Genomic DNA, 18,841 nt, shown 5'->3' with positions numbered 1-18,841 from the left:
CCGCACCCGAGGTCGGGGTCACCCCACCTCGACGTCGACCGCTTCCAGCACGGCGGAGATGGCCTCGGAGACGTCCTGGATGGGGCCGCTTCCCGTGTCGTCCGGCACCGTGAGGGCCACCCCGACCGGCCGGTCCACCGCAGCCCAGGTCGTCATCCCCTCACCCGGCATCTCCAGCCACTGGACACCCGAGACCTCCACCAGCTCGGAGGTCGGTTCCAGATCGGCCGGTGCCCCCAGCCCGCACCGCACGACCACCGGGTCGTGGTCGGCGTTGCCCCAGGCCATCGCGCCGGCCGGGGCGGGATCCATCAGCTCCCGGACGGTCAGGGTCTGCCCGGCCGAGACGGTCTCCTCGGGGAGCTCGGCCAGCAGGGCGGCGCACTCGGCCGACTCGGCGTCGGGAGCGGGAACGCTGGAGAGCGGTAGCGGGCCCGTCCGGCGCTGGCCCTGTCCGTCGTACTCGTCGGTGGCCTCCTCGACGGGGGGCGAGGACATCGCGATGCCGGCGGCGCCGACACCCAGCGCGACGGGCAGCGCGATGGCCACGACCACCACCGCACGGGGGAACCCACTCGACGGCTTGTCCGACATGGGATCCATGACAGCACGCCGAGTGGGTCGCGACCACGGCGGGGGAGGGTCAGAGGCGGACCACCGGGCACGTCAGCGTGCGGGTGATCCCCTGGACGTTCTGGATGTTGGCCACCACGAGCTGCCCCAGCTCGTCCACGTTCGGCGCCTCCGCCCGGACGACGACGTCGTAGGGGCCGGTCACGTCCTCGGCGGTCGTGACACCGGGGATACCGGAGATCTGCTCAGCCACCGCGGCTGCCTTGCCGACCTCGGTCTGGATGAGGATGTATGCCTTGACCACGGCGTGCCCCTTCGTGTCGTCAGTGTGCTCGGGGTAGGAACGTGAGCAGCAAGGTACCCCAGCCGCCGACGCGGTCGGGGCTTGGAGACTTTGGAGGTCCGCGTGCAGCCGGAACCGGCGCAGAACCCGGACACGGTCGCCGGGCTCGGAGAGTTCGGGTTCATCGAGCGCATCACCGGCGGTCGGCCGCAACCGTCCACCACCCTGCTCGGCCCCGGCGATGACGCCGCCGTGGTCGCCGCGCCGGACGGGCGGGTGGTGACGTCGACGGACGTCCTGGTCGAGGGGGTGCACTTCCGGCTGGACTGGTCCAGCCCCGAGCAGGTCGGGGCCAAGGCGGTCGCCGTCAACGTCGCCGACGTGGCCGCGATGGGAGCCGTTCCCACCGGGCTGCTCGTCGGGCTGGCCTGCCCGCCCACGCTCACCGCCGAGATCGCCGACCGCATGACCGAGGGCATGTGGCAGGAGGCGTCCAGGGCGGGTGTGGGTGTCGTCGGCGGTGACGTCGTCTCCGCCGGGAGCATTGTGATCTCGGTCACCGCCTTAGGGAGTCTGCAGGGCAGGGAGCCGGTCACGAGGTCGGGCGCCCGGGTCGGTGACGTGGTCGCCGTCCGAGGGCGACTCGGCTGGTCGGCCGCCGGCCTGGCCGTGCTCAGCCGAGGCTTCCGCTCGCCGGGAACGGTCGTCGGTGCGCACCGGTGCCCGCAGCCCCCCTACCAGGCAGGCCCCGAGGCGGCCCTGGCCGGCGCGACCGCGATGATCGACGTGTCCGACGGGCTCCTGGCCGACCTCGGGCACATCGCGGTCAGCTCGTCGGTCGCCATCGACGTCTGGGCGGAGCGGATGGAGGTCCACCAGCGCCTCGTCGACGTGGCCTCCGCCCTGGGGTCGGATCCCCTGCACTGGGTGCTGACCGGCGGCGAGGACCACGCGCTGGCCGCGACCTTCCCGTCGGCGGCCGCGCTGCCCCCGGGGTGGCGCGTGGTCGGCACGGTCAAGGAGGGCAGCGGGGTGACCGTGAACGGACGGGCCTACGAACGGCCCGTCGGCTGGGAGCACTGGCGCTGACCACGACCGGCGCCGGAGGTTGGACACGCCCAACCGAACGCCCGTGGTGGACGGCGTGTCGAAATACGTAGGCTGACATGCATGCAGCTTCGTCTCCTGGCCTTCGACCACCCCGACTCCCTGACGCTGACCGCCGCCGTGCAACGGGAGTACGTGGTCCGGTACGGGGAGGAGGACGTCACGCCGGTCGAACCGGCGCAGTTCGCCCCGCCCAACGGGCTGTTCGCCGTCGGGTACCTCGACGACCGACCGGTCGCCTGCGGTGGGTGGCGGCGGGTGGCCGAGGCGGAGGACGGGGTCGGGCCCGACGACGCGGAACTGAAGCGGATGTTCGTCCTCCCCGACGCCAGGGGGCGCGGTCTCGCCAGGTCGTTGTTGGTCTACCTGGAGGTGTCCGCACGCGACGCCGGCTGCCACCGGATGGTGCTGGAGACCGGAACCGAGCAGCCGGAGGCGATGGCCCTCTATCGTTCGGAAGGGTACGAGCCCATCCCGAACTTCGGCACCTACCGGGAACACCCGCTGAGTCGCTGCTTCGCCAAGTCCCTCCTCGACGTGGCCGGTCTGCCCGCCGTCGGCTGACCGCCAGCAGCGGTCGGGTCGGTCCCGGGGCCGACCGAGAAGCCAGTCCGAGGAGGACGACCGGATGACCGTGTACGCCCTGGACGACGCCGTGCCCGAGATCCACCCCACCGCCTTCGTCCACCCCGACGCGACCGTGATCGGACAGGTCCGGCTCGGCGCGCAGACCTCCGTGTGGCCGGGCGCCGTCCTGCGCGGCGACTACGGCCGGATCGAGATCGGAGACCGCAGCAACGTGCAGGACGGCACGGTGGTGCACTGCACCGAGGAACACCCGGCGCTGGTCGGGCAGGACTGCGTTCTCGGGCACAACGCCCACATCGAGGGCGCCGTGGTCGAGGAGGGTGCCCTCGTGGCCTCCGGCGCGGTGGTGCTCAACGGCTCCCAGGTCGGAGCCGGTGCCGTGGTGGGAGCGGGCGCCGTCCTGCCCTTCGGCATGGTCGTGCCGCCTCGGGCGATGGTGCTCGGCGTGCCCGCCAAGATCTGCCCGGAGCGCGAGGTTCCCCCCGGGGCGTGGCGGCACGTCGTGGAGAAGTACGTCCGCAACGCCGCCCGCTACCGGAAGGGCCTTCGACGCCTCGACTGACCGACGCCCCCGCTCCGGCGGCGGGCACCCGGGCGGTGCGCGGAGCCGTCGGCCCTGATCGCTAGAGTCCCGGCCGTGGTTGGACGTCCGTTGAACGAGGTTGTCGAAGCCGGGTGGAGCGCCGCTCTCGAACCCGTCGCCGAGCAGATCGCCCGAATGGGGAACTTCCTGCGTGAGGAGGTCGCCGCCGGACGGGGCTACTTCCCGCCGGGGCCGAACGTGCTGCGCGCCTTCCAGCAGCCCTTCGACGAGGTGCGGGTGCTCATCGTCGGCCAGGACCCCTACCCGCGTCCCGGCCACGCCGTGGGCCTCAGCTTCTCGGTCGCGGAGGACACCCGCCCCCTCCCCCCGAGCCTGAACAACATCTTCAAGGAGTACGTCTCGGACCTCGGCCACCCCAAGCCGTCCCACGGAGACCTGACCCCGTGGACGCAGCAGGGCGTCCTGCTGTTGAACCGGGTGCTCACCGTGGAGGCGGGCCGGATCGGTTCCCACCGAGGCAAGGGCTGGGAGCAGGTGACCGAGCAGGCGATCCGCGCCCTGGCCGCGCGGGGTGGCCCACTGGTCGCCGTGCTGTGGGGGCGCGACGCCCGCAGCCTCGCGCCGCTGCTCGGCGACGTGCCCTGCGTGGAGTCGCCGCACCCCAGCCCGAACTCCGCCCACTACGGCTTCTTCGGATCCCGTCCCTTCAGCCGGGTCAACGCGCTGTTGGAGCAGCAGGGGGCGCAGCCGGTGGACTGGAAGCTGCCCTGACCGGGCGTTCCCGGCGCGGTCCGAGACCGGGTGCGCGGGACGGCGGTGCGGCCCGCCGGCCGGCGTCCTCGCCGGCTGCCGGCGCTCAGCGGGCGGTGTAACCGCCGTCGACGGGCAGGGTCACGCCCGTGATGAACCGGGCCTCCTCCGAGGCGAGGAACGCGACCGCCGCCGCGACGTCGGCCGGCTCCGGCGCACCCGGGAGCGGGTTCATCCCCGTCAGCTGGGCCCGCATCGCCGCCGGGTCCTCCGCGTTCTCGATGAAGTTCTCCACCAGGGCCGTGAGCACCATCGTCGGCGCGACCGCGTTCACCCGGATGTGCCGGTCCGCGTACTCGATCGCCGTCGCCCTGGTGAGGCCCACCAACCCGGCCTTGGCGACCGTGTACGCGGGGATGTTCGGGAACGCCGTCAGCCCGGCGGTCGAGGCCATGTTCACCACCGAGCCACCGCCGGAGCGCAGCAGGGCGTCCAGCCCGTAGCGCAGGGTGTGGAACGCCCCGTCCGCGTTGATCGCCATCACCCGGCGCCAGTTCTCCAGCGGGTGTTCGTGCGTGATGCGTTGTTCCCCGTCGATGCCGGCGTTGTTGACGACCACGTCCACCCGCAACTCCTCGGCGAGCACGTGCTCGAACCCCTGCCGCACCGACTCCGGGTCGGACACGTCCACCCGGACGGCGGTCGCGTCACCCACGCTCCGCGCGGCCTCCCTGGCCGCGTCCAGCGCGATGTCGGCGATGACGACCCGGGCGCCCTCCGCGCCGAACCGGCTGGCGATGGCGAGCCCGAGGCCCGAGGCCCCGCCCGTGACGAACACGACCCTGTTCTCGAACCGCATGGCCTGCCCTCCGACCGGTCGGGACCGCTGCCCACCTGTGTAACAGCGAAGCGACGACGGCGCAGGGCCGGAGCCGGGGACCTGGGACCGCCTGGCCTGGGCGGGCGCTGGAGGCGGAGCGCGCCGGCCCCCACCCACCCCCCGGACGCGCGGGAGCCCGGAACTCCGACGTTGGCACGTCCGAGTTCCGGGCTCCCGTCGAGCACTCGGCCTGTCAGCCGCGAACGACCTTGCCTGCCTTCAGGCAGCCGGTGCACACGTTCAGGCGCTGGCGCTGGGAGACGCCCACCTTCGCGTGCACGGTCTGGATGTTCGGGTTCCACCGACGGTTGGTACGGCGGTGCGAGTGCGAGACCGACTTGCCGAAGCCCGGCCCCTTGCCACAGACGTCGCAGACGGCAGCCACGTCAGACACTCCTTACGTTGGGTACGCGCGCTCCCGGCGGTCGTGCCGCCGGAGGCGATATGAGAACCCGGGCCGGGCCGGGCAACCACAACAGGTTAACCGCTGTCCGCGAGCGGCTCCAAACCGGGACCCCGCCGCACCAGGGCCGGGTGGCCAGCACCGAAGCTGGGGCACCCCGGGGAAACGCCCGCCGGCCGGGCGGGGGCGCGGAGGTGAGGAGCCGGCGAGGATGGTGTAAGACCGAGCCCAGTTTCCCGGTCCCCGCGACGGGCCGGGACGGTGGAAGCGGAGGAGCTCCTCGGTGCGGAACCTGGACGTGCTGTTACTCCGGAGGTGGGCGGAGGACTGTGTCGCCGCGTTGGAGATCCACCGGGAGCGGATCGACGGCATCAACGTGTTCCCCGTCCCGGACGCCGACACCGGCACCAACCTGCTGAACACGATGCGCGCCGCCTCGGAGCGGGTCGCCCCCCTGCCCGGCGGGGCCACCCTCGGCGAGGTGGCGTCCGCCCTGGCCACCGGCGCGTTGCTCGGCGCGCGGGGCAACTCCGGCGTCATCCTGTCCCAGATGCTGCGAGGGCTCGCCGAGGCGGTTCGGGACCTCGACCTGGTCGACGCGCCTCGGATGGCGCGCGCCCTGGCCGGCGTGGAGAGGGTCGCGAGGACAGCCGTGACCGAACCCGCTTTTGGCACGATGCTCACCGTGCTGGCCGGGTGCGTCGAGGCCGTGGAGACCTCCTCGGGGAACACCCTGCTCGACGTGCTCGCGGCGGCGGTGGCGGGAGCGGAACGGGCGCTGCTGGCGACCCCCGGGCAGCAGGACGCGCTCGCCGCCACCGGAGTGGTGGACGCCGGTGGCTGCGGTGTCCTGGTGATCCTCGACGCCCTGTTGGCGCTGGTCGAGGACCGGCCACCGAGCGCGGACGGCGCCAGGCGGGACGCGTTGTCCCGCGTTCCGCTGCGCACCGGCTCCGGCGACTCCACGACCCGAGGGGCCGCTCCCGACGCGGACGAGCTCGGGGATGACTACGACCACGAGGTGATGTACCTGCTGGCGGACTCCGACGAGGACCGCGTGGCCGAGCTGCGCGTGGCGCTCACCGCGATCGGGGACTGCGTGTCGGTGGCCGGGGACGGCGCGGGCCACTGGGCGGTGCACGTGCACTGCGCGGACGTCGGCGCCGCCGTCGAGCGTGGCATCGAGCTGGGTCGACCACACCGGGTGCGGGTCCGTCGTCTGGTGACGGCCTCCGGGGCGGCGGCCGCCGGGGCCGGCGCGCCGACGTCGACGTCCGGCGTCACCGAGGGCAGGGCGGTGGTCGCGGTCGTGGCCGGTGAGGGGCTGGCTGAGCTCTTCCGGGCGGAGGGGGCTGTCGTGGTGCCGGGGAACAGCGCGGGGCCCGAGCTGGACGCCGCACTGGATGACGCGCTGCTCGAGGCGGGCGCCCGGCACGTCGTGCTGCTGCCCAACGGCCGGGGGTTGACGGCAACCGTGGAGCAGGCGGCCGGCCGGGCCTGGGAACGGGGCCGGGAGGTGGTGGTCGTACCCACCGCCTCCCCGGTGCAGGGCCTCGCGGCGCTCGCGGTCCACGACCCCGGTCGACGTCCCGCCGATGACGCGGTCAGCATGGCCGAGGCCGCCGCCGCGACCAGGAGGGGAGAACTCATGGTGGCCAGGCGTGCCGCCCTGACCTGGGTCGGTCGCTGCGAACCGGGAGACGTGCTGGGATTGGTGGACGGCGAGGTCGTGCTCATCGCCGACGATGTCCCCTCCGCCGCCGCCCGGCTGCTGGACCGCATGTTGACCAACGGAGCGGAGATCGTGACCGCCCTGACCGGACAGGACGCGCCCCCCACGCTGCTCGGTTCGATCACCGGGCGGCTGCGGGCGGACCACCCGGAGGTGGAGTTGACCGGGTACGACGTGCGGGTCCCGGACGCGATCCTCCTGGTGGGTGTCGAATGACCCCGGCCCGCCCGACCACCACCGGCTCGGCCTCCGCTGCCGGCGCCTTCGGGCGTCCCCGGGCAGCACGGGTCCCCGGCGCCCGCCGGCCGCCGGGACGGCGTTCCGCCGAGGTCGCCGGCGCTGGTCGGACGCGGCGGCGACCACCGGGCACCTCGTCACGGTGGTGTCGGCGGGAGGTGGGACAGTGACCTCGATGGACGCCCCGCTGGAGCCCCTGCTCGGGGCCAAGACCGCCAAGGCCCTGGAGACGGCGCTGGGGATCGGCACCGTCGGTGACCTGCTCTACCACTTCCCTCGGCGGTACGCCGAGCGCGGCGAGCTGACGCGCATCGCCGGGCTGGAGACCGACGAGCACGCCACCGTCCTGGCCCAGGTCGACCGGGTCAACAGGCGCACCATGCGCTCGCGGCGCGGGACGATCCTCGAGGTCAGGATCACCGACGGGCAACGCACCCTGAACTGCACCTTCTTCAACCAGGCCTGGCGCGAACGCGAGCTGCTCCCGGGCCGGCGCGGGCTCTTCGCGGGGAAGGTCACCAGCTATCGGGGGGCGCTCCAACTCGCCAACCCCGAGTACCAGCTGATCGGGGTTCCCGAGGCCGGGGGAGCCGACGGCGACGAACAGGCGGCGGCCGAGGAGTTCGCCGCCGCGCTGATCCCCGTCTACCCGGCGGCCCAGGGGCTCCCCTCCTGGTCCATCGCCCGCTGCGTCCGCCAGGTGCTGGACGTGTGGGAGGGGAGCGAGGACGCGTTGCCCGCCGACCTCCGCCGCCGGCACCACCTGCTGGGCTTCGAGGAGGCCATCCGGCGCATCCACCGGCCCGCCGACCACCGGGAGCTGGCGGTCGCCAGGAAGCGGCTCAAGTGGGACGAGGCCCTGGCCGTCCAGCTCGCGCTGGTGGGACGTCGGCACCTCGTCGAGGAGCGGCCCGCCCCGCCGTGCCCCCCGGTCGGCGACGGCCTGCTGGCCGCCTTCGACGAGCGGCTCCCGTTCACGCTGACGGCGGGGCAGCGGGAGGTGGGTGGCGCGGTCGCCCAGGACCTCGCCGCCCGGCACCCCATGAACCGGCTGATCCAGGGCGAGGTGGGGTCGGGCAAGACGGTGGTGGCCCTGCGGGCGATGCTCCAGGCGGTGGACGCCGGTCGGCAGGCGGCGCTGCTGGCCCCGACCGAGGTGCTCGCCGCCCAACACGCCAGGTCGCTGGCGGAACTGCTCGGAGACCTGGCGTCCGAGGGCGAGCTGGGCGCCCCTGAGCACGCCACCCGGCTCACCCTGCTCACCGGTTCCCTGCCCGCCGCGAAGCGCAGGCAGGCCCTCCTGGACGCGGTGTCCGGCGCCGCCGGCATCGTCGTCGGGACCCACGCCCTCATCCAGGACCGCGTGCGGTTCGCCGACCTCGGGTTGCTGGTGGTCGACGAGCAGCACCGGTTCGGGGTGGAACAGCGTGACGCGCTGCGCAGCAGGGACGACAGCGGGACCAGCCCGCACCTGCTGGTGATGACCGCCACCCCGATCCCCCGGACGGTCGCGATGACCGTGTACGGCGACCTGGAGGTGTCCGCGTTGCGGGAACTCCCCAGCGGGCGCTCCCCGATCAGCACCTCGGTCGTGCCGGTGGCGGAGAAACCGTCCTGGCTGGACCGGGCGTGGCAGCGGGTGCGGGAGGAGGTCGCCGCCGGCCACCAGGTCTACGTCGTCTGCCCCCGCATCGGCGAGGACGGAGCGGCGGGAACGGCGGGACAGGGCGGCAGACGCGGCGGGGACGCCGAGGAGGACCTCGACGAGCTCGCCCCGCCGGACGAGGGCGGAGGCGCGCGGCGACCACCGGTCGCCGTGCTCGACGTCGCCCCCCGCCTCGCGGAGGGGCCGTTGCTGGGCCTGCGGATCGGGGTCCTGCACGGCAGGTTGCCCGCCGAGGAGAAGGACACCGCGATGCGGGCCTTCGCCGCCGGCGAGCTCGACGTGCTGGTGGCGACGACGGTCGTGGAGGTGGGCGTCAACGTCCCGAACGCCACGGTCATGGTCATCCTCGACGCCGACCGCTTCGGCGTCAGCCAGCTGCACCAGCTGCGGGGCCGCGTCGGCCGAGGCTCGGCGCCGGGACTGTGCCTGCTGGTCAGCGAGGCACCGTCCGGCACCTCGACCATGCAGCGACTGGACGCGGTCGCCTCCACCACCGACGGGTTCGAACTCGCCCGCCTGGACCTGGAACTGCGTCGGGAGGGCGACATCCTCGGCGTCTCCCAGTCCGGCCGCCGTTCGACCCTGCGGTTGCTGTCCCTGATCTCGGACGAGGACCTCATCGCCGAGGCGCGGGGCGAGGCGGAACGGCTGGTGGGGGAGGACCCGCACCTCACCCACCACCCCGGGCTGGCCCGGCTGGTCGCGGCGATGGTCGACGACGAACGGGCCGAGTACCTCCAGAAGACCTGAGCTCGCCGCACCCCGACCTCGGGTGGGCGACCGCCCCACCACCCGGGCGACGAGCCCGCCAGACCGGGCGGGACGCCGCCCGCCGACCGGGGCCCTGACCAGGGCGTCACGGGAGGTGGGACCAGCACGGTCCCCGACCACGCGCCTCCGCCGCCACCCGGTTCCCCCGACGCGCCGGTGGCCGGGGGCGCACCACTCCGGCCGCGTCTGGCCACTGGAACGGCACTCCCGAAAAGTAGGACGAAGCGGGTAACGTCCCTGCTCGCGACACTGGCCCATCGGAGGGAGCGCGCATGTTTCGGAAGGTCCTCGTCGCCAACCGCGGGGAGATCGCGATCCGGGCATTCCGAGCCGGCTACGAGCTCGGAGCGAAGACGGTGGCCGTCTTCCCGCACGAGGACCGCAACTCCCTGCACCGGTTGAAAGCCGACGAAGCCTACGAGATCGGCGAGCCCGGCCATCCGGTGCGCGCCTACCTGTCCGTGCCGGAGATCGTGCAGGCCGCGCGCCGGGCGGGCGCCGACGCCGTCTACCCCGGCTACGGGTTCCTCTCGGAGAACCCGGAACTCGCGCGGGCCTGCGCCGAGGCGGGGATCACCTTCGTCGGCCCCACCCAGCAGGTGCTGGAGCTGACGGGGAACAAGGCGAGGGCGGTCGCGGCGGCCCGCGCCGCCGGCCTGCCGGTGCTCGCGTCGTCGGAGCCCTCCTCGCGCACCGAGGACCTCCTCCGCGCGGCGGAGGACATGACGTTCCCGGTGTTCGTCAAGGCGGTGGCGGGCGGTGGCGGGCGGGGTATGCGCCGGGTGGAACGGCCGGAGGCGCTGCGCGACGCGCTGGAGGCCGCCATGCGGGAGGCCGAGTCCGCCTTCGGTGATCCCACCGTCTTCCTGGAGCGGGCGGTGGTCAACCCGAGGCACATCGAGGTCCAGATCCTCGCCGACGCTACCGGTGAGGTCATGCACCTGTTCGAGCGGGACTGCTCGGTGCAGCGACGGCACCAGAAGGTCATCGAGATCGCGCCGGCCCCGAACCTCGACCCGGCGCTGCGGGAGCGCATCTGCGCCGACGCGGTCGCCTTCGCCAGGCAGATCGGCTACGTCAACGCCGGCACGGTGGAGTTCCTGCTCGACGAACGCGGCGAGCACGTGTTCATCGAGATGAACCCGAGGATCCAGGTCGAGCACACCGTGACCGAGGAGGTCACCGACGTCGACCTCGTCCAGTCCCAGCTCCGGATCGCCTCCGGCGAGACCCTGGCGGACCTGGGGCTCAGCCAGGAGACGGTCAGCCTGCGCGGCGCGGCCCTGCAGTGCCGGATCACGACGGAGGACCCGACCAACGGTTTCCGCCCCGACACCGGCCTGATCAGCGCCTACCGTTCGCCCGGTGGGTCGGGCATCCGCCTCGACGGGGGAACGACCTTCGCCGGCACCAACATCAGCGCCCACTTCGACTCGATGCTGGTGAAGCTCTCCTGCCGGGGACGCGACTTCCCCACGGCCGTCTCCCGGGCCCGCCGGGCCGTCGCCGAGTTCCGGATCAGGGGCGTCGCGACCAACATCCCGTTCCTCCAGGCCGTCCTCGACGACCCGGACTTCCGGGCGGGCCGGGTCACCACCTCCTTCATCGAGGAACGCCCCCACCTGCTGACCGCCCGCCACTCGGCGGACCGGGGCACCAGGCTGTTGACCTACCTCGCCGACGTCACCGTGAACCGTCCGCACGGGGAGCGGCCGTCCCTGTTGGACCCCGCGCACAAGCTGCCCGAGACCGACCTCTCCGAACCGGCCCCGCCGGGTTCCCGGCAGCGGCTGGCCGAGTTGGGGCCGGTCGGGTTCGCCCGGTGGCTGCGGTCCTCCGACGCGGTCGCGGTCACCGACACGACCTTCCGGGACGCGCACCAGTCGCTGCTGGCCACCCGGGTCCGGACCCGGGACCTGGTCGCCGTCGCTCCCCACGTGGCCAGGATGACCCCGCGGCTGCTCTCCCTGGAGGCCTGGGGCGGAGCCACCTACGACGTGGCCCTGCGGTTCCTCTCCGAGGACCCCTGGGAGCGGCTGGCCGCGCTGCGGGAGGCCGTGCCCAACGTCTGCCTCCAGATGCTGCTGCGGGGACGGAACACCGTGGGGTACACGCCGTACCCGACGGACGTGACCAACGCCTTCGTCCGGGAGGCCGCCGCCACCGGCATCGACATCTTCCGGGTGTTCGACGCGCTCAACGACGTGGGCCAGATGCGGCCGGCGATCGACGCGGTGCGGGAGACCGGTTCCGCCGTGGCCGAGGTCGCACTCTGCTACACCGGTGACCTCTCGGACCCGGGTGAGCGCCTCTACACGCTGGACTACTACCTCCGGCTCGCCGAGCAGATCGTGGCGGCGGGGGCGCACGTCCTGGCGGTCAAGGACATGGCGGGGCTGTTGCGCCCACCGGCGGCGGCGACCCTGGTCTCGGCGCTGCGACGCGAGTTCGACCTGCCGGTGCACCTGCACACCCACGACACCCCGGGCGGGCAGCTCGCCACCCTGCTGGCGGCCGTCCACGCCGGGGTCGACGCGGTGGACGGGGCCGCGGCCTCGATGGCTGGCACGACCTCCCAACCCCCGTTGTCCGCCATCGTCGCCGCGACAGACCACACCGAGCGGTCGACCGGCCTCGACCTGCGGGCGGTCTGCGACCTCGAGCCCTACTGGGAGGCCGTGCGCCGCGTCTACCAGCCGTTCGAGTCGGGGCTCCCGTCCCCGACCGGGCGGGTGTACCGGCACGAGATCCCGGGTGGGCAGCTGTCGAACCTGCGGCAACAGGCCATCGCCCTCGGGCTCGGCGACCGGTTCGAGGAGATCGAGGCCACCTACGCGGCCGCCGACCGGATCCTGGGCCACCTGGTCAAGGTCACCCCCTCCTCCAAGGTGGTCGGGGACCTCGCCCTGCACCTGGTGGGGGCGGGTGTCGACCCGGCCGAGTTCGAGGCCGACCCGCAGCGGTTCGACATCCCGGACTCGGTCGTCGGGTTCCTGCGCGGAGAGCTGGGCGATCCGCCCGGCGGGTGGCCGGAGCCCTTCCGGACCAAGGCGCTGGCGGGCCGCGCCGAGCCCCGCCCGGTGGTGGATCTCACCGAGGAGGACCGGGCCGGGTTGGACTCGGACCCGAGGACGACGTTGAACCGGCTGCTGTTCCCCGGGCCGGCGAAGGAGTTCGCCCAGCACCGCGAGGCGTTCGGTGACACCAGCGTCCTGCGGACCAAGGACTTCCTGTACGGCCTGCGCCCGGGCGAGGAGTACTCGGTCGACCTGGAACGCGGTGTCCGGCTGTTCATCCACCTGGAGGCGATCGGCGAGGCCGACGAGCGCGGCATGCGGACCGTGATGGCCACCCTCAACGGGCAGCTGCGGCCCATCCAGGTCCGGGACCGGTCCATCGCCTCGGACATGCCCGCCGCGGAGAAGGCGGACCGGGGGAACCCCGGTCACGTCGCGGCGCCGTTCTCCGGGGTCGTGACGGTCTCGGTCGTCGAGGGCGACACCGTCGAGGCCGGTCAGACCGTCGCGACCATCGAGGCGATGAAGATGGAGGCTGGCATCACCGCCCCGAAGGGCGGAACGGTCCGTCGGCTCGCCATCGGCGGGGTGCAGCAGGTCGAAGGGGGCGACCTGCTGATCGAGCTGTCGTGACCGGCGGCGGGGCCGGACCCGGCGCACCCGGGCCGGCCCCGGCCGGGAGCGGCGAGCCCGGCCGGCGATGATGGGCCGGTGACCAGGATCGTCGCCGGAACAGTCGGAGGTAGGCGGATCGCGGTTCCGCCCAGGGGGACCCGACCCACCTCGGAACGGGTGCGGGAGGCGCTCTTCAGCGCGCTCGCCGCTCGGATGGAACTGGAGGGAGCCCGGGTCCTCGACCTCTACGCGGGCAGTGGAGCGCTGGGGCTCGAGGCGTTGTCCCGGGGCGCCGAGCACGTGACCTTCGTGGAGGCCAACCGGCGTGCGGCGGACGTGCTCCGGCGGAACGTCGCCGACCTCGGGTTGCGGGCGAGGTCGGAGGTGGTGCTGGGCACCGTGCCGGCGGCCTTGGCCGGTCCACCTGCCGAGGGCTACGACCTGGTCCTGGCCGACCCGCCCTACGACCTCCCGCCCGGCGACCTGAACGCGACCCTGGCCGCGCTCGCGGCCGGCGGCTGGCTGGTCCCCGAGGGGCTGCTCGTCATCGAGCGCGCGGCGCGTTCGCCCGAACCGGAGTGGCCGGCCGACCACCGCGCCCTCCGCGCCGCGAAGTACGGCGACACGGTGCTGTACTGGGCCGAACGGGACGGCTGAGGGCGCCGAGGGGGTCGGGGCGCCCCCGCGTCGCCCGGCGGCCCGGGCGGCCCGTCCTCGGCGGAGGTGATGCCGATCACCCTGCGGTCGGGAACCGGGGTTTCCCCGGTTCCTGCTGCTAGCGTCCGGCCCATGAGACGTGCCGTCTGCCCAGGCTCGTACGACCCGGTGACCAACGGCCACCTGGACATCGTGGAACGGGCCGCCGGGCTGTTCGACGAGGTCCATGTCGCGGTCCTCTACAACACGAGCAAGCACCGCCTGTTCAGCGTCGAGGAGCGGATGGAGATGCTCCGCGAGGAGACCGCGCGCTGGCCGAACGTGAGGATCGACTCCTGGCCCGGCCTGCTGGTCGACTACTGCAAGGAGCACGACATCAAGGCCATCGTGAAGGGACTGCGCGCGGTCAGCGACTTCGACTACGAGCTCCAGATGGCTCAGATGAACCAGCGGCTCTCCGGGGTCGACACCCTGTTCATGCCGACGAACCCCCTCTACAGCTTCCTGGCCAGCTCGCTGGTCAAGGAGGTCGCCGCCTACGGCGGGGACGTCTCCCCGCTGGTGCCGCCGAAGGTGGACCGCCGGCTGCGGGCACGGTTCGCCGAGCGGGCGGCGCAGCGCGACTGACCACCGGTGCGCCGTGCGGGGCGACGCCGAGGCGCTGCCCCCGGAACGGCGCCGCCCCACCGCGACGGCGGTCGTGGGCGACACCGCCCACCGGGAGGTGCCGGCGACGGTCCCGACGCGGCGACGACCAGGTGCCGCCCCGGCGAGCGGTCGTTCCTGGCACCCGGACCTCGGGTCAGATCAGGGGGAGCTTCAGCCCGTGGTGGCTGGCCTGGAAACCCAGCCGTTCGTAGAAGCGCAGCGCGTCCACCCGCCGGACATCCGTGGTGAGCTGGGCCAGGACGGCCCCCCGCTGCCGCGCCTGGTCGAGAGCCCATTCCAGCAGCGCCCTGCCCAACCCGCCGCCCCGCTGGTCCTCCCGCACGCGCACCGCCTCGATCTGCGCTCGCGTCGCCGCTCGCCGCGACAGCCCGCTGATGAGGGTGAGCTGGAGGGTGCCGACCACCTCGCCCCCGAGGTCGGCGACCACCAGGAGCTGCCTGGGGTCGGCGTCGATGGCCTCGAACGCGGCTCGGTAGACCGGGTCCCCCGGCGCCTCCCTCCCCGCGCCGAGTTCGTCGTCGGCCAGGAGGCCGATGATCGCCGCAGGTCCTCGCTCCTGGCTCGGCGGAACACCGGCGGTGACGTGGCCGGGGTCCGGGCCGGTGATGACGACGACATGGCGTCCTCCTGCTCCTCATCGACGACGGGGTGCTCCGAACTCGCCTGACTGCTCCGTTCGGGGGGTAGGACGGTATCGGACACGCGCATTCCCACCACATCCCTGACATCCGCGTCCTGTCAGGGCAGACTGGACGCTGGATCACAGACTGGGTCGCTGGGGAGAAGACAGACGTGTACCGGGTGTTCGAGTCGCTCGACGAGTTGGTGACGATCGTCGAGGACGCTCGCGGTGTCCCCATGACCTCGGGATGTGTCGTCCCCCGTGGCGATGTCCTGGAGCTGCTCGACGAGGTCAGGGATGCCCTGCCGAACGAGCTCGACGACGCGCAGGACGTCCTCGACCACCGCGACCAGATCGTCAACGAGGCCACCCAGGGCGCCCAGCAGTCGGTGGAGACCGCCAGGGCCGAGGCCGAGCAGACCCTCGCCGAGGCTCGCGCCGAGGCCGACCGCCTCGTCACCGAGGCCCGGATGCGGGCGGAACGGATGCTCGCCGAGGCCCACTCCGAGTCGGACATGGTCGTCAAGGCCGGCAACCACGAGTACGAGGAGTACGTGGCCAGGGCCCGCTCGGAGGCCGACCGGATGATCCAGGCCGGCCGGGCCGCCTATGAGCAGGCGGTGTCCGAGGGGCAGGCCGAGCAGTCCCGGCTGGTCTCCCAGACCGAGGTCGTGCACGCGGCGCACGTGGAGTCGACGCAGATCGTGGACCGCGCCAACACCGAGGCGGAACGCCTGCGGTCGGAGTGCGACGCCTACGTCGACGCCAAGCTCGCCGACTTCGAGGAACTCCTCAACCGGACCCTGCGGACGGTGGGCAAGGGGCGCCAGCAGCTGCGGGCTCCCTCGCGCACCAGCTTCGACTACGGGGACTGGGACCGGGGGCCCTCCGACTGGGAGCAGAACACACCCACGGTCTCGAACTGAGCACCCCCGCCGCTCCTCGGCGCGCCCCCACGGGAGCCCGGTCCGCTCGTCTGCGGGCCCGACGGCCCCGGCCACCAGGTCGTTCGCCCGCGCCGGGACCTGGCCCTGGCACCCTCGGCGGCGGTACGCTGGACGGTCGGCAACCGACCCGACCCGACTACGTGCATGATGGCAACCACTATGTCGCAGAAACCCGTATCCCGTTCCTCCTCCGGTGGCGGCGCGCTGCCGACCGGGCCCTGGGTGATCGACACCCGTGATGTCGGTCGACGCCCTGGCATGAGCCGGCGCTACCACCGCTCCATCCCCGCGCCGGACAGCTTCTCGCTCGACATGATCGGGGTTCCGAGGGGCGAGGAGATCACCCTCGACGTGCGCGTCGACTCCGTGATGGAGGGCGTCCTCGTCGCGGGGACGGCGAGCGCGCCGCTGACCGGTGAGTGCTCGCGGTGCCTGGAGCCCATCGAGGACTCGGTCGAGGTGGAGATCACCGAACTGTTCGCCTACCCGGACAGCGCCACCGAACAGAGCACGGACCCCGACGAGGTCTCGCGGATGGTGGACGAACTCGTCGACCTGGAACCCGTCGTCCGGGACGCGCTGCTGCTTTCGCTACCATCCTCTCCGCTGTGCGCGGAGACCTGCCAGGGTCTGTGCGTGGAATGCGGTCGGAGATGGGCCGAACTCGAGCCCGGCCACCGCCATGAGACGATTGACCCTCGCTGGGCCGCTCTGCTGGAGCGGACCAGCGGCCAAGAAGACAAACCAGAGGAGAACTAGCCGTGGCCGTCCCGAAGCGCAAGATGTCGCGGTCCAACACGCGCTCCCGTCGCGCCCAGTGGAAGACCACCGCGCCGACCCTGGTCGCCTGCTCCAACCGCACCTGCCGCCAGCCGAAGCTGCCGCATGTCGTCTGCCCCGAGTGCGGCACCTACGACGGCCGTCAGGTCGCTCGTCCGGCCTGACCGCTGTCAGCCGACGAGTAGTTCGTGGGGGGAAAGGCAGACAGGGGCCGGTCGGTGGACCCAGCCCTGCTGTTGAACGCGCTCGGCGTCGAGCTCGACGCCGAGCTGTTGACGCTGGCTCTGACGCACCGGTCGTACGCCTACGAGAACGGGGGGCTGCCGCCGAACGAGCGGCTGGAGTTCCTGGGCGACGCGGTGCTCGGGTTGGTGATCACCGATCACCTCTACCGCAGGCATCCGGAGCTGCCCGAGGGGCAGCTCGCGAAGCTGCGCGCGAGCGTGGTCAACATGCAGGCCCTGGCCAGCGTGGCCCGGCAGCTGGGCGAGGGTGGGCTGGGTGCCCACCTGTTGCTCGGCCGGGGTGAGGAGCTGACCGGCGGGCGCGACAAGGCGAGCATCCTGGCCGACGGCCTGGAGGCGGTGCTGGGCGCGGTGTACCTGCAACACGGCATCGAGATCGCCAGGCAGACCGTGCACCGCATGTTCGACCAGCTCCTCGAGGAGGCGCCGCTGCGTGGCGCCGGCCTGGACTGGAAGACCAGCCTTCAGGAGCTGACCGCCGCCGCGGGTCTCGGGGTGCCCGAGTACCGCGTCGAGGAGGAAGGTCCGGACCACCGCAAGGAGTTCACGGCCACTGTTCTGGTGGCTGGGAAACCCTCCGGCAGTGGTGTGGGCCGCACGAAGAAGGAAGCCGAGCAGCGCTCGGCCGAGGCCGCGTGGCGGCTGCTCTCGGACCAGCTGCGCGGCGAGGACGAGGGCGCCGGCGCCGAGCCGACCGACGGGGACTGACCCGCTGGTCCGGCGGGGTCGCCGCCCAGGACCGGGAGACGTGTCGCGTGCCAGAGCTGCCCGAGGTGGAGGTCGTCCGGCGGGGTGTCGCCGAGCACGCGGTCGGCCGCCGGGTGTCCGAGGTCGAGGTGCTGCACCCCAGGGCGGTCCGCCGGCACCTGCCGGGGCCAGCGGACTTCGAGGGGCGGCTCACCGGGGCCGTGCTGGCCGCCGCGAGGCGGCGTGGCAAGTACCTGTGGCTGGAACTGGACGAGGCCGACTCCGTGACCGGGTCGGAGCTCGCGGGTACCGCCGTCCGGGCCGACGCGACCACGGCCATGCTGGTCCACCTCGGGATGAGCGGGCAGCTGTTGGTCAAGGACGGGGCCGCCCCGGACGAGAAGCACCTGCGTGTCCGGTTCCGTTTCGCCGATGGCGGGCCGGAACTGCGTTTCGTCGACCAGCGGACCTTCGGCGGTCTCTTCCTCGCCGAGACGGTGGCCGTGGACGGCGAGTCGCTCCCGGTGCCGTTGTCCCACATCGGGCGTGACCCGATGGACCCCCGTTTCGACCTGGACGCCGCCGTGTCGGCGATCCAACGGCGTCGTACCGGGATCAAACGCGCCCTGCTCGACCAGACGCTGGTGTCGGGTGTGGGCAACATCTACGCGGACGAGGCGCTGTGGCGGGCCGGGCTGCACTGGGCGTACCCGACCTCGGTGCTGTCCGCCGCCGACTGCCGTCGGGTGTTGGACGAGGCGGCGCGGGTGATGCGGGCGGCGCTCGCCGCCGGCGGAACCTCCTTCGACGCGCTGTACGTCAACGTCAACGGTCAGTCCGGCTACTTCGACCGGACCTTGGCGGTGTACGGGCAGGAGGACCGCCCCTGCCGCCGGTGTGGGGCCGCCGTCCGCCGCGACCCGTTCATGAACCGCTCCTCCTTCTCCTGCCCGGCCTGCCAACCGGTGCCGGCCGACGCCCACTTCTGACGCGGGTCCCCAGCGAAGTTGCCGGCCTTGCGCTCTCCGGTGTCGCGCGGCGCCCGTGGTTCACCGTGCCTCGCTCGCC

The 18,841-nt window shown here is 73.0% G+C and carries 19 protein-coding genes; 14 read left to right on the top strand and 5 right to left on the bottom strand.

Features of this window, described 5'->3' with window-relative positions; all coding sequences use genetic code 11:
- Positions 1–18: 18 nt before the first annotated feature.
- Complete coding sequence (locus tag C1701_RS06315; RefSeq protein WP_337662166.1) at positions 19–594, bottom strand: DUF3515 domain-containing protein; 576 nt, start codon at positions 592–594, stop codon at positions 19–21.
- A gap of 49 nt (positions 595–643) precedes the next feature.
- Complete coding sequence (locus C1701_RS06310) at positions 644–877, bottom strand: Lrp/AsnC family transcriptional regulator (protein ID WP_026417125.1); 234 nt, start codon at positions 875–877, stop codon at positions 644–646.
- A 102-nt stretch (positions 878–979) separates the two neighbouring features.
- Here C1701_RS06310 and C1701_RS06305 point away from each other — a divergent pair, with 102 nt between their 5' ends.
- The 4 genes from C1701_RS06305 (at position 980) to C1701_RS06290 (ending at position 3,866) form a co-directional block, all read left to right on the top strand.
- Entirely contained in the window at positions 980–1,945 is a 966-nt protein-coding gene (locus C1701_RS06305) for a thiamine-phosphate kinase (protein ID WP_026417124.1), read from the top strand.
- Positions 1,946–2,026: 81 nt separating this feature from the next.
- Positions 2,027–2,527: a GNAT family N-acetyltransferase gene (locus C1701_RS06300; protein ID WP_026417123.1), complete on the top strand. Its 501-nt coding sequence runs from the start codon at positions 2,027–2,029 to the stop codon at positions 2,525–2,527.
- 64 nt (positions 2,528–2,591) lie between these two features.
- The gene (locus tag C1701_RS06295) at positions 2,592–3,113 is read left to right on the top strand and encodes a gamma carbonic anhydrase family protein (protein WP_103055672.1); all 522 of its coding nucleotides are present in this window, start codon (positions 2,592–2,594) and stop codon (positions 3,111–3,113) included.
- Positions 3,114–3,188: 75 nt separating this feature from the next.
- Complete coding sequence (locus C1701_RS06290; protein WP_081715181.1) at positions 3,189–3,866, top strand: uracil-DNA glycosylase; 678 nt, start codon at positions 3,189–3,191, stop codon at positions 3,864–3,866.
- A gap of 85 nt (positions 3,867–3,951) precedes the next feature.
- On the opposite strand, the gene C1701_RS06285 is transcribed toward C1701_RS06290, so the two are convergent.
- Both C1701_RS06285 and rpmB read right to left on the bottom strand, forming a co-directional pair.
- Positions 3,952–4,704, bottom strand: coding sequence for an SDR family NAD(P)-dependent oxidoreductase (locus C1701_RS06285; protein WP_026417119.1), 753 nt, complete (start codon positions 4,702–4,704; stop codon positions 3,952–3,954).
- 214 nt (positions 4,705–4,918) lie between these two features.
- Positions 4,919–5,110: a 50S ribosomal protein L28 gene (gene rpmB, locus C1701_RS06280; RefSeq protein ID WP_016698642.1), complete on the bottom strand. Its 192-nt coding sequence runs from the start codon at positions 5,108–5,110 to the stop codon at positions 4,919–4,921.
- Positions 5,111–5,411: 301 nt separating this feature from the next.
- On the opposite strand from rpmB, the gene C1701_RS06275 reads away from it, so the two are divergent.
- The 5 genes from C1701_RS06275 to coaD all read left to right on the top strand — a co-directional run bounded on the left by C1701_RS06275 (position 5,412) and on the right by coaD (position 14,450).
- Positions 5,412–7,076, top strand: coding sequence for a DAK2 domain-containing protein (locus C1701_RS06275; protein ID WP_103055671.1), 1,665 nt, complete (start codon positions 5,412–5,414; stop codon positions 7,074–7,076).
- A gap of 187 nt (positions 7,077–7,263) precedes the next feature.
- Positions 7,264–9,513 carry an ATP-dependent DNA helicase RecG gene (gene recG / locus C1701_RS06270; RefSeq protein ID WP_026417117.1) on the top strand — a complete coding sequence of 750 codons (2,250 nt, stop codon included), beginning with the start codon at positions 7,264–7,266 and terminating at the stop codon, positions 9,511–9,513.
- Positions 9,514–9,806: 293 nt separating this feature from the next.
- Positions 9,807–13,184: a pyruvate carboxylase gene (locus C1701_RS06265; RefSeq protein ID WP_103055670.1), complete on the top strand. Its 3,378-nt coding sequence runs from the start codon at positions 9,807–9,809 to the stop codon at positions 13,182–13,184.
- Positions 13,185–13,262: 78 nt separating this feature from the next.
- A complete protein-coding gene (rsmD, locus tag C1701_RS06260; protein ID WP_030103989.1) occupies positions 13,263–13,823 on the top strand; it encodes a 16S rRNA (guanine(966)-N(2))-methyltransferase RsmD in 561 nt (186 codons plus the stop codon).
- Between the two features lie 132 nt (positions 13,824–13,955).
- Positions 13,956–14,450 carry a pantetheine-phosphate adenylyltransferase gene (gene coaD, locus C1701_RS06255; protein WP_026417114.1) on the top strand — a complete coding sequence of 165 codons (495 nt, stop codon included), beginning with the start codon at positions 13,956–13,958 and terminating at the stop codon, positions 14,448–14,450.
- A 175-nt stretch (positions 14,451–14,625) separates the two neighbouring features.
- Here the strand turns inward: coaD and C1701_RS06250 are convergent, their stop codons facing one another.
- A complete protein-coding gene (locus C1701_RS06250) occupies positions 14,626–14,919 on the bottom strand; it encodes a GNAT family N-acetyltransferase (RefSeq protein ID WP_337662165.1) in 294 nt (97 codons plus the stop codon).
- A 365-nt stretch (positions 14,920–15,284) separates the two neighbouring features.
- On the opposite strand from C1701_RS06250, the gene C1701_RS06245 reads away from it, so the two are divergent.
- The 5 genes from C1701_RS06245 (at position 15,285) to mutM (ending at position 18,762) form a co-directional block, all read left to right on the top strand.
- Positions 15,285–16,040 (top strand): DivIVA domain-containing protein, encoded by a 756-nt coding sequence (locus C1701_RS06245; protein WP_026417112.1) that lies wholly within the window; start codon positions 15,285–15,287, stop codon positions 16,038–16,040.
- Positions 16,041–16,220: 180 nt separating this feature from the next.
- Positions 16,221–16,820, top strand: coding sequence for a YceD family protein (locus tag C1701_RS06240; RefSeq protein ID WP_035273127.1), 600 nt, complete (start codon positions 16,221–16,223; stop codon positions 16,818–16,820).
- Between the two features lie 2 nt (positions 16,821–16,822).
- Positions 16,823–17,005 carry a 50S ribosomal protein L32 gene (rpmF, locus tag C1701_RS06235; protein ID WP_016698863.1) on the top strand — a complete coding sequence of 61 codons (183 nt, stop codon included), beginning with the start codon at positions 16,823–16,825 and terminating at the stop codon, positions 17,003–17,005.
- 24 nt (positions 17,006–17,029) lie between these two features.
- Positions 17,030–17,794, top strand: a complete 765-nt coding sequence (gene rnc, locus C1701_RS06230; RefSeq protein WP_026417110.1) for a ribonuclease III — start codon at positions 17,030–17,032, stop codon at positions 17,792–17,794.
- A 47-nt stretch (positions 17,795–17,841) separates the two neighbouring features.
- Positions 17,842–18,762: a bifunctional DNA-formamidopyrimidine glycosylase/DNA-(apurinic or apyrimidinic site) lyase gene (gene mutM / locus C1701_RS06225; protein WP_103055668.1), complete on the top strand. Its 921-nt coding sequence runs from the start codon at positions 17,842–17,844 to the stop codon at positions 18,760–18,762.
- The last annotated feature ends 79 nt before the right edge of the window (positions 18,763–18,841 follow it).

It is taken from the genome of Actinoalloteichus sp. AHMU CJ021 (assembly GCF_002895405.1).
In the GTDB taxonomy this organism is placed as follows: domain Bacteria; phylum Actinomycetota; class Actinomycetes; order Mycobacteriales; family Pseudonocardiaceae; genus Actinoalloteichus_B; species Actinoalloteichus_B caeruleus.
The sequence above is the reverse complement of the archived record's forward strand: the minus strand, read 5'-3'. Positions and strand labels throughout refer to the sequence as shown.